General features: G+C 65.0%; 9 protein-coding genes and 1 pseudogene. 3 read left to right on the forward strand and 7 right to left on the reverse strand.

Annotated elements, in window-relative coordinates:
* Together FHG66_RS22045 and FHG66_RS20380 are read right to left on the reverse strand one after the other, a co-directional pair.
* Positions 1-769, reverse strand: a pseudogene (locus tag FHG66_RS22045) (hypothetical protein); the annotation flags it as partial.
* Positions 770-2,451: 1,682 nt separating this feature from the next.
* Entirely contained in the window at positions 2,452-4,233 is a 1,782-nt protein-coding gene (locus FHG66_RS20380) for an SLC13 family permease (RefSeq protein ID WP_139078988.1), read from the reverse strand.
* A gap of 77 nt (positions 4,234-4,310) precedes the next feature.
* Between FHG66_RS20380 and FHG66_RS20385 the strand changes: the two genes are divergently transcribed.
* A complete protein-coding gene (locus FHG66_RS20385) occupies positions 4,311-4,889 on the forward strand; it encodes a DUF533 domain-containing protein (RefSeq protein ID WP_139078989.1) in 579 nt (192 codons plus the stop codon).
* Here the strand turns inward: FHG66_RS20385 and FHG66_RS20390 are convergent.
* From FHG66_RS20390 to FHG66_RS20400, 3 genes are read right to left on the reverse strand one after another with little or no spacing between them, the layout of a single operon-like run.
* Entirely contained in the window at positions 4,877-5,293 is a 417-nt protein-coding gene (locus tag FHG66_RS20390; protein ID WP_139078990.1) for a CBS domain-containing protein, read from the reverse strand. The genes FHG66_RS20385 and FHG66_RS20390 overlap by 13 nt on opposite strands.
* 14 nt (positions 5,294-5,307) lie before the next feature.
* Entirely contained in the window at positions 5,308-5,679 is a 372-nt protein-coding gene (locus tag FHG66_RS20395) for a response regulator (protein WP_139078991.1), read from the reverse strand.
* Positions 5,657-8,890: a response regulator gene (locus FHG66_RS20400; RefSeq protein WP_176556376.1), complete on the reverse strand. Its 3,234-nt coding sequence runs from the start codon at positions 8,888-8,890 to the stop codon at positions 5,657-5,659. The genes FHG66_RS20395 and FHG66_RS20400 overlap by 23 nt, the downstream gene beginning before the upstream one ends.
* A 174-nt stretch (positions 8,891-9,064) precedes the next feature.
* On the opposite strand from FHG66_RS20400, the gene FHG66_RS20405 reads away from it, so the two are divergent.
* The gene (locus tag FHG66_RS20405; protein ID WP_139078993.1) at positions 9,065-9,619 is read left to right on the forward strand and encodes a YidH family protein; all 555 of its coding nucleotides are present in this window, start codon (positions 9,065-9,067) and stop codon (positions 9,617-9,619) included.
* Between the two features lie 93 nt (positions 9,620-9,712).
* Here the strand turns inward: FHG66_RS20405 and FHG66_RS20410 are convergent, their stop codons facing one another.
* Both FHG66_RS20410 and FHG66_RS23045 read right to left on the reverse strand, forming a co-directional pair.
* The gene (locus FHG66_RS20410; RefSeq protein ID WP_246082702.1) at positions 9,713-10,150 is read right to left on the reverse strand and encodes a DUF1622 domain-containing protein; all 438 of its coding nucleotides are present in this window, start codon (positions 10,148-10,150) and stop codon (positions 9,713-9,715) included.
* A 188-nt stretch (positions 10,151-10,338) separates the two neighbouring features.
* Complete coding sequence (locus tag FHG66_RS23045) at positions 10,339-10,767, reverse strand: recombinase family protein (RefSeq protein ID WP_425471768.1); 429 nt, start codon at positions 10,765-10,767, stop codon at positions 10,339-10,341.
* Positions 10,768-11,182: 415 nt separating this feature from the next.
* Here FHG66_RS23045 and FHG66_RS20420 point away from each other — a divergent pair, with 415 nt between their 5' ends.
* Positions 11,183-12,037: a type 1 glutamine amidotransferase gene (locus FHG66_RS20420; RefSeq protein ID WP_139078994.1), complete on the forward strand. Its 855-nt coding sequence runs from the start codon at positions 11,183-11,185 to the stop codon at positions 12,035-12,037.
* Positions 12,038-13,088 lie beyond the last annotated feature (1,051 nt).

Consider the following 13,088-nt stretch of genomic DNA (forward strand, 5'->3'; position numbering starts at 1 on the left):
CCCGAGCCCGACCCGCCGCCAACGCCTTCATGCGACGCTCAAGCTCAGCATCCGAAATGCCAGCAGGGCGCGGCCCCGTTCCTCTTGGCGTGACGGCAGGCCTTGTGGGGGCGCGAGCGGCGGGTGTGGCGGCCGCTTGGGCGACAGCCTTGCGGGCCGCCATGGCAGCCTTGCGACCTTCTTCCTCAGACTTGCGGCGAGCCTCTTCCTCGGCCTTTCGGCGAGCCTCTTCGGCACGGGCGGCCTCGGCACTCTGGCGAATTTCTTCCTCGGCCTTCAGACGGGCGGCTTCCTTCAGACCGGCGGCTTCGGCGATCTGACGGGTCTCGTCTTCGACCTTGAGACGGGCAGCCTCGGCGCGCGACGTCTCTTCCTGCTCGCGAGCGGCGATCTCGGCGCGACGGCGCTGCCGCTCTCCCTCCCGGGCAGCCTCATCGGCGGCGCGCTTGGCGGCTTCTTCCGCCTCACGGGCGCGGGCGGCCGCGAGTGTCCTCGTGCGGCGATCGAGTTCGGCTTCCGAGATGCCGGCGGGACGCTTGGCCGGTTCTTCTTGGACGCGGGGGCTGGTCGACGTTTTTTCTTGCGCGGGGCGAGTTGCCCCTGACGGCGTGGCTCTGGTCGAGGGCGGGGTCGCGATCACCCGTTTGCCCGCCCTGGTCTCCACCACGACAGTCTTGGCCGGACCGGGCGAGAAGCTCGGCTTCAGGTTGCCAGGCCGAGCACCAGAGGTGCCCAAGCTTAAAGTCTTCTTTTCGCCAGTGTTGTTCATGAAGTGAGTTACATCCTTAGGGTTCCATATTTCGTCCTCAAGGGACGGTTAGGAGCGCATTGCCGATCGTTCTCGGGCTGCAGGGCATATACAGAGCCAGACCTTACCGGAGTGGCAAGAACCACAGCTGCAGGTGTCACGTTCAGGCGCTGAAAGGCTCTGCTTCATGTGGTGCTCGTCAGGCCTCCGAACAAGCCTGCGCCTCAAGCATTCAGTACAGGTGAAACGTTCAGACACGTAGCCTGGCAGTCCAGAAACAAGAACGAGCCCGGTGATCGTCCGGTGCCACGATGGCGGTAAGAGTCAGCGGCCGCACTCCAGGGGCTGATAGGCTGATGGGTGATCCGACGCAAGACACCGCTTTCGCTGCGCTCAGGCGCCTATAGGGCGCCCGCTGCAGGGCGCACGGGGCAGCCGCGGTGGTCTGGTAGCTACAGCGTTACACGGTGTAGATACCCGGCTGGCTGTGGCGGACACATCATGGATAGGCAGGCAGGTCTGTTGTCCTAACGGAAGCAGCACTTCATGACGGGCCGTATCCCAGAACCAAGGGCTGATATTGAATAGCGATCGGGAATCCAACGAAGAGACGCACGTCCGGCACAGGTCTTGATGCTGGCCAAGGCTGTGCCGCCGCGCTGGCGGCGGCTGAACTCATCTCAATCGGACCGCAGGAGGCCGAACGAACGTTCGGAGATGTGGATGTTGTCATTACCTCTGCCCGAGTCCTCTGGGAGCGCCACTCTAGACCGCGCCCCACGACTTGGATCGGATCTGCCGCACGCGCCTTTGGACATGCCGCAAGCAGCGGATCTTGACGGCAGCTTGGGCTATGTCGGACTGGTCGGGGCCGTATTGGCTATGCTGATGGGATCTTCAGTGACCTGGAGCCTAGCCCAGAATCACATTCAGGACACCGAACTTGCCGCACAGAACGAGATGATCACGGGCCGACAGGCCTGCGAAGCCAATAGGCTCCTCCTTGGCGACGCTCCAGATGATATAAGTGCGTCTTGCCGCATCACTCTGATGACACGGGGCCCTTTCGATCGTGAACGTCTCTGGCGATCCTGAGGCGCTCCTGCCCGACAGAGCCGGTGCCAAGTTGGCGTTGATGCAGCAGGTGTCCGCAACGGCCCCGATCAGCGTCGACGACTACGGTCAGGGCTCGTTGCCGCAGCCAGAGAATGACAGGGCCGGCGAGCGCGCTGGCGGAAGGGAAGAGCTCGCCGCAGGGGGTGTATCAGTGGCAACGCCGCGCCAGTCTTTCCGCCGGGCAAAGGTGTTCGCGATCCGGCAACACTTCTTGATGAGCCGGCTGTTGGTAGGTCACGGGGGCGTTTTCGTCCGCTGCAGGCGGGGATGCAGACCAGGACGCCTCGGGTTCTGAACTCGTGGTATGGCCAGTTGGCATCATGGCATCTGTCGCCCAGCCCGTCTTGCCACCTGAGCCCGTTGCGCTGGACATGGTGATCCCGGTCAACCCTCGCCTGTCATCAACCCGCAGCTTGCCCGCGCCTTGGAAAAGAGGGGCCGCGGCCCCTCACCTGTTCGTCTATCAGGCAGAACTGCCTGCTTATCGCGCCTGTCAAAATCGGGCCGCATGGATCGGCTAGTCGGCTTTGAAGCTGGATCGTTCACAGGTCCTGCCCCTGAAGCGCCGACAGGCCGACCCGGACTGCTTAGGTCGCAGCAAGCCCCCACACGGCCGGGATCAAGAGTGTTCCGAGCACCAGAACCAGTACCGACAATGGCAGGCCCAGGCGCCAGTAGTCGCCAAAGTGGTAGCCGCCCGGCCCCATGACCAGAGTGTTGCACTGGTGGCCGATCGGGGTGAGGAAATCGCAAGCTGCCCCGACGGCCACCGCCATGAGGAAGGGATCTGGATTGAGCCCGAGCCGCTCCGCCAAGCTCCCGGCGATGGGTGCCATGACGAGCACCGTCGCCGCATTGTTCAGAAAGGGCGTGACTGCCATCGCGAGGGCGATCATCAGGCCCAACGCTGCCGGCGGCGGAAGCTTTCCTGCCACCTGCTCGAGCCCCGCCGCGATCAAGTCCGTGCCGCCCGTCGTTTGAATGGCGTTGCTCACCGGGATCAAAGCAGCGAGGAGCACGATCACCGGCCATTCGACGGCCTCGTAAGCCTCCTCGGTCGTCATGATCCGCAGAAGCATCATGGCCGCCGCTGCCCCGGCGAAGGCCACCGCTACGGGGACGAGGTGAGTGGCGACGAGGACCATCGCCAAGCCGAGAATAATGATAGGAAGCCAGCTCCGCTTGCGACTGCCGAGCGCCACGTCGCGCTCGCTCAGCGGCAGGATGCGGAGCTGGCCCATGGATTCCGCGATGCGATCCCGGGAGGCCTTGAGAATGAGGACGTCCCCAATTTCGAAACGCAGCCGCCGCAGGCGGCGGTTGAGGCGCTGACCACTGCGGCTCACAGCCAAAAGGCTCAGCCCGTGCTCCCTCCGGAGCTGTACCTCGGCCGGGGTCTGTCCCACGAGGGACGAGTCGGCCGTGACGACGCCTTCCGCCACCACGCTATCCTCGTCGGCCTCGTCCTCGGCGACCTCCTCGCCCGCGAGCCGGAGTTGGGCTCGGGCGACCACGCGCTCGAGGTCACTTGGCTCTCCGGTGAGGAGAAGGACGTCGCCTGCTTCGATGACCCAATCGGGACGGGGGATATAGCGGCGGAAGTGTTCCCGGATCACGGTGGTCACGCGGAGGCCCTCTTCACCCAGGACCTCGAACTCCGAGACGGTCCGTCCGACGAACGGCGAAGTCTCGGGGACGCGTGCCTCAGTCGAGTATTGCTCGAGGTTGAAGGCCGCATCCATGGATGTACCGGCAGCACGTCGGTTCCCGGGAAGCAGGCGATAGGCGAAGGAAAGGAAGGCTACGCCGCTGACCGCGATGACGATTCCAACCGGCGTATAGTCGAACATCCCAAAGGGCTCGCCCGTCAGTTCCTCCCGCACCTTCGAAACCAGGATGTTGGGCGAGGTGCCGACCAGCGTCACGAGTCCACCAATCAGTGAGCCAAAAGACATCGGCATGAGAAGGTAAGACAAGGGTGTCCCGGTCCGTCGCGAAACCTGCGAGGCAACCGGCATCAGCATGGCCAGGGCGCCCACGTTCTTGGTGACCATCGACATGAGCGTCACGGCCCCTGCCAGCACCGGGACCTGCGTCCGAGGTCCCCGCAGATGCCGCATGAGCGGCCGCATCGCGGTCTCGATCGCGCCAGAGCGTGCTATGGCGGCCGAGATGAGTAGCGCTGTGGCCACGATGATGACGACGTCGTCGCCAAAGCCGGAAAACGCCTCCTCGGCCGGAATGATGCCGAGAAGCACCCCGGCGACCAGCGCCAGCACCGCCACAAGATCGTAGGCCAGTCGCCCCCAGATGAAGAGACCGATGGTCGCGCCCAGGAGTCCGAAAGCCAGCGCTTGGTCGAGCGTCACACGTGGTCTCCTTATTCCGGCGTTCCGGAACCTCGCCAGGGAACTGCAGGTTCCTCCCGGCTGAAAGAGAAAGGGCGATGATGAGCTTCGATCTGATCGGCCGGCTCTTCGGGTCGGTCCGAGACCGCGATGGACGAGCGGATGTCCTGGAGAAGCTTGCCCAGCACGAACCGACGTTGCCAGCTCCTCGAAACCCCTCTGCCCCAGAGGAGCTTCTTCCGGTCGCTCTCGCAACCAAGGTGCTTGCGGGGTGGCTAGCCAACCGGCAGCAGACTTTGGTGCCGCACACCCTGAACTTCCGCGTACTAGGGCCGGCGCAAGCGGACCTCCTCCTTGCGGTCATGGCAGCCGCCATCCAGGCCGATGGGGAAATCGATTCGCGCGAAGCTCGGCAACTTTCCCTGGCCCTGCGCCGCGTCGGCGCTGGAGAAGACGAGGCGCGGCGGATCGGGGCCATGCTGGCCGAACCGCAGCACCTGGGCACCCTGCTGACACGGATCCAGGAGGCCGACCTTGCTACCCACGCCTATGCCGCGGCCCTTCTTGCGATCAACCGGGGCACGCGTGTGAACCGCGCCTTCCTCGACTACGTCAGCGCGCGGCTCGGCCTTGTCCCGGATGTGGCTGGCAGCCTGGAGCGACGCTACCGGGCTTGAGCCGGCACCTCGCTCAGGTCACGCAACGCGCCTTGCAAGGGACCGCTTCCGACCAGCAGCTGCCGAGCCAGATCGGCCAAGGTGATCCAGCCGACCACCCGCCCGTCCCCATCGCGTATCGCGAGCCGGCGGATGGAGTGCGTGGCCATCAGGTCCATGGCCGTCTGCAGCGTGTCCTCCTCTCCGCAGCCGATCACCGGCCGGGTAGCCACGTCCTGCACGAGCACATCCGCCCCGTTCAGCCCCCTGGCCACGACGCGGTAAAGAATGTCCCGATCGGTCACGATGCCTTCGAGCTCATTCGCGCTCCCGACGGGAAGGGCGCCCACGTCCAGCTCGCCCATCAACTCGGCCGCCTCCGACACAGTGGCCTTGCCGGGGATGAACTCCACATGGCGGCTCATGATCTCGCCGACCCTCACAGCGCGACCCCCAAAGCGGCGTCGATCTGGGCGAGGAGCTTGGAGAAGTCCACGGGCTTAGGATGATAATCGTCGCATCCAGCCGCCAGAGCCTTCTCGCGGTCTCCAGCCAACGCATGGGCTGTCAGAGCGATGATCGGGATCCCATTCGTCTTCGGGTCGTCCTTGAGGGTCCGGGCAGCGGTCCAACCGTCCATGACGGGCAGGTTCATGTCGAGAAGGATCACCTCCGGCCGGCTGTTGCGCGCGGTGCTCACGGCCGCCTGCCCATCATGGGCCAGCACCACTTCGTGCCCTCGCCGTTGCAAGCGACGAGACAGGAAATCCCAGATCTCCTCCGTGTCCTCAACCAGCAATAGCTTGGCCATCCGTTGCCTCCCCTGTTGCGTCGAGCAGCCGCCGCCCGATACGTTCAGCTGCGATCCGCCTGAGCTCATCCCTTAGCTCGTCCATGCTGTCGTCGCGGGTCTGGATGATCTGGCGCACCTGGTCGCGCAGGTGCGTTCGCTCTTTGGGCGCAAGGTCCCCCTCCGTCAGCGCGATCACCGGGATCCCACTCAGGTCGGGGTTGCGTCGAAGCTCACGCAGCAGGTCAAAGCCGCCGACTTCCGGCAGCTGGACATTGACGAGGAGGAGGTCGGGACGGCGCTCTACCATCCTCTCGAGGGCCGCCCGTGCATCCGCTACCTCGGCCACTTCCCAGCCCTGGCCGGTCAGCAGGTCGTGAAGCTGCTCGCGCGTGCCGGCATCGCCTTCAAGCACAAGGGCGATCCCGGGCGCCGGCTGGCCCCTCTGGCGTTCCAGGGCGGCCTTGAGGCGAGTCCAATCGATTGGCTTGGTCAGGTAGTCGGCGGCTCCCAGCGAGTAGGCGAGACCCTTTTCACGGATCATGGAGATCATGATGACCGGAATATCAGCCAGATCAGGATCGGCCTTGAGCTGGGACAGCACCGACCATCCGTCCATGCGCGGCATCATCACGTCGAGGATGATGGCGGAGGGCCGGATCTCCCGCGCAAGCGCGAGGCCCGCCTCCCCGTCCGGAGCCACAGCCACGCCAAGCCCGTCCCGGCCCAGGAACCGGGTCAGCAGTTCGCGCATGTGGGGGTCGTCGTCGATCACCAGCACCTGGTCGGACGCAGCCTCGGAAAGCGGTGCTTCCAGCGCCTCCTCTGCTGGCGCCCGGAGGTCGGCGGGGAGGCTCAGGGTAAAGGTGGTCCCCTGCCCTTCCTCGCTCTCTACCTCGATGGTGCCGTTCAGCATCTCGGCAAAGGCTCGGGTCAGCGCGAGGCCCAGGCCCGTGCCTCCAAAACGGCGCGTCGTGGACACGTCCGCCTGGGTGAAGCGCTGGAACAGCTTGGCCTGCTGCTCGGGCGTCATGCCGATGCCAGTGTCCACGACACGGAAGGCCAGGCGTCCGCCCACCCGCTCGACGGTCAGCATCACCGCGCCGCCGTCCGTGAATTTCGCGGCGTTGGACAGGAGGTTGAACAGGCACTGGCGGAGCTTGACGGGGTCTGACCGCATGGTCCCGAGGTCTGGCCCGAGCTTGGCCGCGAAGCGGTTCTCCTTCTTGGCCATGAGGCTCTGGACCGTGTCGCAGACCTCTTCGATGAGGAGTGCGACCTCGAATTCCTCAACCTCCACCTCCATCTTGCCCGCCTCGATCTTTGACAGGTCGAGTACCCCGTTGATGAGCGTGAGGAGGTGGCGAGCGCTCGCCTCGATCTTGCCGAGGTCGCCAGCGATGGGTTCCCCAGTCTCGCCGAGGTCCTCCACCTCCTCCTCAAGCAGCTCGGCATAGCCGATGATCGCGCTGAGAGGCGTCCTCAGCTCATGGCTCATGTTGGCGATGAACTGGCTCTTGGCGAGGTTGGCCTCCTCGGCAGCCATCTTGGCGGCCGCGAGGGCTTCCTCGTGGCGCTTACGGTCCGTGAGGTCCCAAGTGATCCCCAAGGCGTAGAGGCCGCGCCCGAAGGGACGCTTCTCGACCGAGCCGCGGGCCACCGCCCAGCGCACCTCGCCCGAGGCGGTGACGATGCGGAACTCCAGGTCGAACTCGCCTCCGGTCTCGCGAGCCTCCTGGAAGACGGTCGTGACACGCGCCTGATCCTCGGGGTGGAGCCGCCCCAGAAAGTCCCCCGCCAAGAGATCGTCGTCGCCCGGGGGCAGGTCGAACAACGATCGGAACCCTTCATCCGCTTCCAGGACCTCGCTGTCGAAATCCCAGGACCAAGACCCGATCCGCGCGACCTGCAGCGCGAAGCGGAGTCGACGTTCGGCCGCGATGGCGCGGGTCTCGGCGCGGCGCTGCTCAGTGATGTCCGTGCTGGTGCCGAACCAACGGGCGATGCGGCCCGCCTCGTCGGTGATGGGGACCGCGCGGGACAGGAACCAGCGGTAGCGCCCGTCGTGGCCGCGCAGCGGGAAGGTCTCCTCCCAGACGGTCCCTGCCTCCAGGGCGGCCCGATACGACTCCTCGGCGCGGGCTGCATGGTCCCGATGGTGGACGGTCCGCCAGCCCCAACCCTGCATCTGGTCGGCAGTCGTTCCGGTATAGTCATACCATCGGCGATTGAACCAGGTGATCGAGCCGTCGGGATCGGCCATCCAGGTGAGTTGGGGGAGGTTCTCAGCGAAGGCCCGGAACTCCTCTTCGCGGTCGCGAAGCGCCTCCTCGGCCCGCCTGCGCCGGAGGTACTGTCCCACCTGCTGCCCGATGGCCGCCGCGCCGTCGAGGAAGTCATCATCGAGTGCCGGCCTCTCCCGACCGAAGAGCTCGATCACGCCCAGCACCCGCCGCCCCACGCGGGCCGGGATGACCAGGGCCGAGGTGAGCCCCGCAGCAATCGCCTCCGGATGGGCCTCCCCCGCCAGATCGGGAGCCAGGATTATCTCGCCCTCGACCCAGGCCCTGCCAGGAAGGCCGTCGCCGCGTTCGAGTGTCATGGCCATCGTCCGCTCTACGAGCCCCACCGCATCAAGGCCGGGCCCCGTCCAGCTGGCTTCCGGATCGAGCCGGCGGTCTCGATGACTCACGGTCCAGAAAAATGCCGCCTGAAAGCCCAGACCACCCCCGACCGCCGCCAGCAGCCGGGGCAGGACGTCCTCAAGATTGGCGGTGCCAGCGAGCATACGGCTGACCGTGACCTGAAGAGCCAGCCGGTCCCTCGCGCTGCCCTGCTGGGTCGTGTCGACCAGAGTTACGACGCTGCCGGTCACCTGACCATTCTCCAAAAGAGGCCAAGCGCAGTATTCGGCTGTGAAGAAGCTCCGGTCCTTGCGCCACAGCACCTCGTTCGCCAGCCGCACGGGCCGGCCGGTCTGACGCGTCGCAACCAGTGGGCAGGCGGATTGGGGATAGCGCGAGCCGTCCGGATGGCTGTGATGGATCAGATCGTGCATGTTGCGCCCGAGCATCTCGGATACGTCGTAGCCCAGCATGTCCAAGGCTGCCCGATTGGTGTAGGTGCAGCGTCCCTCGGCATCGATGCAGTAAAGACCGAAGCCGACCGCCTCGAGCATGTCGCGGTTGGCCGGGGCCGTGCCCCTGTTCGAGGCGGGGGAAGAAAGGTCCAAGATAGGCCCCCTGTGACTAGCCGCTCGCAGTGCCCTGATCAAACTCGGCCAACGGGCCACCGTTCCCGCCTGTGACCTAGGGTCGGCGGCATGGTTAGCCGTCATCGGCATCGGACGGGGGCCCGAAACCACTTCCCCGTCGGCGCGTTTCGCTGAGGCAGAGGTCTGAGAACCATGAACGAGCGCACGGTCGAGACCGCCGCCGCGGTCAAAGAGACGGCGGAGCAGACGCAGACGGCGGCCGAGAACGCTGCCAGCGCCGCCCAGCATGCAAGCGCGGCGGCCCAGACCACCACCCAGGCCGCGACCCGAACCTCCGCAGCAGCGGAGACCTCGGCCCAAGCCGCCCAGAGCACCGCGCATGCAGCCGTCATCACAAAGGACAGCGCCGAGCGGCGCACCGAACTTGCGGGCGATCGCACGGTGTTTGCCGCCGAGCGCACCTATGCGGCCTGGGTGCGCACCGGCCTGGTGGGACTGGCCGGCGGCATCGGTGCACGAGCCTTGCTCGACGGGCTGGTGCCGGATTGGTTGGCGCTGGCCCAAGCGTCGGTTCTGGTGATGTTTTCCGTCTTCTGCTTCATTGCCGGCGTGTGGCGGCAGCTTTTCAAGGTCGAGCCCGATGCCCCCGACATCGACCGGCTGCCCAGCTGGCTGCTGATCGGCGTGAACGTCTTCCTGGCGCTGGTTGCGGCTACGGCCCTCCCGGGCATCTGGGTGGGCGGCTAGAGGCAAGGCTGGCATGTGCCACACCCATGCACCCATCCGTAGCCGAGGAGGCACCGTGGTCAGACAGAAACAAGGGACCCGGCGTGCGTTTTCTCAGCGACGGAAAGATCCATCTTCGGGCTTGTCCACTGACATGTCCTCGCTGAGTTCCTGACGCAGTTGCCCCAGCTCGCGATCGAGGAAGTAGGAGATAAGAGAGCGGACAAGCACCAGGAGCCCCAAGTAGATGACATCCGAGATGGCGAAGCTCAGGGCGGAGTGGATGATGTCCGACACGATCAAAAGCTCGAGGCCCGCAAGGATGTAACGGCCCAGCTCGATCCGGCCCCGGTTGGTGCGCCGCACCCGGTCAGGGCCTTCGAGAAACAGCTCCGCCCGGAGAACGCCCAGGGTGAATCGGAGAGCACCGATAAGGAGCAGCAGGATTGCGAGCACGTCGATGGCAGCGGATACCCACTCCATGGCGGCCCCGAGCCAAGCCAGTTCGCCATGCAGCAGGCTCTCGCCCGCGCCGATCTCCCAGAACGACACTCAGGTCCTCCCTGATCCGCGCTCCTGAGGGCCTCGTTAGCCTCAGGGGTGATAAATAGGGGGATGCTGCGGTCTGGCGAGGCGTCCCATGCTTGCGTTTCCGGTCGGACCGCCTGCCCAGGTAGTCCTGGCTTACCAGGGCACAGACGAGGTCGGCCCATATCTGCTGCCCCAACATGAGGCACGGACTAGGCCAGTTGAACCGGCCCGACGCCTTCTTTGCAGCAATGGAGTTTCTGAGCGGGCATCTCGACGCTGGGGCGCTCGTAAAGGCGAGGCGCCTGATGATTTATGGACCTGTTCCTAGCTCCCAGGCGGAAAGCGGTACACCGACGACCGTGGGATCCCAAGCCGTTTGGGCATGGGCGGGGGGCTGGCTTCTCCACTCGCTGCAGCCGGGGCACCTCGTCAGGATCGATCCTGGGCTTTCGCCCCGAGTAGGTGCCCCTCCGCTTGGCTGCCGCGATCCCTTCCATCTGCTGCGCCCGGCGCAGGTTGATCTCGAACTCGGCAAACACGCCCAGCATGTCGGAGAATGCCCTGCCCACGACCGTTGAGGTGTCCACCAGTTGTTCAGTGGCCTTGAGCATGACGTCCCTTTGGAGGTCCTTGAGCAAGTGTGCCAGCCACCCCCCGCGGATGACGGCCAGCGTGTCGCCGGGGCGGAGAAACCGCAGTCAAGTGTCGAAGTCCGACCGGCCGTCGCGCTGGGTCCCGGTCTTCTTTGCCGAGCGGATCACCTGGCAGCCGGCCTGTCGAAGGGGGCCTTTTGCAGCGAGGAGTCCTGACACCGGTGTGCACTCAGGAGGCGTTCTATCCTGATAGAGTCCACACCTGCTGCGGACAGCGTCCGGTATGCCCAGTAGCAACCCTAACGAAACGCACAAAGCTGTCCGATGCTGGTCGCCGACCCTGGTGTATCCAAATGGTCAGTCGGAACCGGGGCCGGTCCATCACGCGGGCTCGTTGGCCAATGACGGCCAAGCACCTACCTGACCTGGTGACCCCTGCCCATGAAAGGACCTGAGCTTCGTGCCTCACTATCTTGTCGCCCAGAGCGAGTTGCCAGAGCAACGGGAGGCCCGCCGTCAAAGGGCAGGCAAGAGCGCGGGTGAAACCTATGCAGCAACCCTGCGCCAGATGCGCCCAGGCGCGATGGTGTCGCTCATCTCACCGGCCGATGAGGACGCCGTCATACTGTCCCAATCGGAACTGGCAACCTTCGACGCCGTTTTTCTGACCGGCTCGCCCATGCATGTCTACAACCAGACTCCGCCCGTCGAACGCCAGCTCGCGTTCATGAGGGCCGTGTTCGCATCGGGTGTGCCGTCGTTCGGCTCATGCGCAGGCCTCCAGGTCGCCGTGGCTGCAGCAGGCGGGCGGGTGCGCAAGATGCCTGAACGCATGGAAGCCGGCATCGCACGAAGGATCAGCGCAACCGAGGCGGGCCAAACGCATCCGATGCTGAAAGGACGCCCGCCAAGCTGGGACGCTGTCGCGGTGCATGGCGACGAGGTCGAGGAGTTGCCACTCGGCGCCACGCTCCTGGCAAGCAACGGTGCCACCAGGGTACAGGCGGCGGAGATCAGGTATGATCAAGGCGTGTTCTGGGGCGTGCAATATCATCCCGAGCTTGCGTTGGAGGAACTCGCGATCGCGCTGCGCTCGCAGGCGGCGGATATCGTCGAAGCGGGTCTTGCCGATGATCAGGACGACGTCCTGTCCCATGCTGACACGATCGAGGCTCTTCACCGGGATCCTGCAAGCCGTGCGCTGCGCTGGCAGATCGGCGTGGACGGCGAGTTCGCAGACCAGGAAGGCCGCAGGCGGGAGATCACGAACTTTCTCGAGAGCCTCTCGGAGTTGCGTGGGTGCTCAGGTGTATGAAGGCCTGTGTTGCGCGCGAAGCATCCCGGTGCGTCTCCCACCATTGGGAGCTCTGCCCGTCGATCCGTCTCCCATAAGATTGGCCAACGCCCCGCATCCGTTGGCAGCTTTCTTTCAGGTCGCCTTGTTGCCCCAAGTCAATGAAGAGTCATCATAGGCCTCTAGCTTCATCGCCTGCAGCCAATTACGGTTGAGTAAGGTGCAGGTCAGGATCGGAGGCTGCGCTGTGGCCAGCCTTGATGACGGGTCAAACCCGTGCATGTCCGACCCATCTATCCGTCTCCCTAACCCTGCTCCATCAGTCGTGTCCAACGATTGAACGGTTGGCGCAGGTGAGATGCGCGCAGGCCAAGCCAATGCTCTGCACAACCTCTCAGACCGGTGACGTGAGGCCTCAGCGCGCTGTCTGGAGCGACAACCGATCCATTCTGAAGTCCACCTCGGTCTCCGGCTGCGCAGCAACGCTCCAGGGCACCGGCGCTTCCTGAGTAAATCGCCGCATCCCACGACGGGCGACAAAGAAACCTCTGATCAGTTCGGTTACAGCACCAAGACCACTGTGGTGGGCGGCCACTCCGGAACAGTTCGAGCCGAAGACAATCTGCCCTTGTGGTCGAGCTTGACGTGATCCTTCGCGGGTTGGATCAAGCTACCTGCCCCTGCTCCGATGTTCTCCGCAGCGATGTCGACGTGGTCACGACAATAAAGGCGCTGCGACAACGGAGCCTCAGGCAAAGGAGACCGCCGTGCTTGATCTCCACCAAGTCTGCGTCCTGACCCCACCCTTAATGGCCTGTCACCAAAGTATGTGCGTCTGATGTCATGAGCTCTGGACTCTAAACACGCCCACAGGTCGGCAGCTAGGTTCGTCCGGTACCCGCAGCTGAGAGCAGCCATGGGCGCCGGGTCGTCCCTTGTGTTTCACGGTCAAGGGAACCGGAGCTCTTGCCGCACCTTACGGAGTTCGCATCCCACAGACCCGGCCCGCATCGTCTTGCCCTCAAAGCGAGAGAGAGGCCGGCGGCCTCTCTCTCTTGGGTGCCTGACGGGG

This window comes from Rubellimicrobium rubrum (assembly GCF_006152115.1).
Lineage (GTDB): Bacteria > Pseudomonadota > Alphaproteobacteria > Rhodobacterales > Rhodobacteraceae > Rubellimicrobium > Rubellimicrobium rubrum.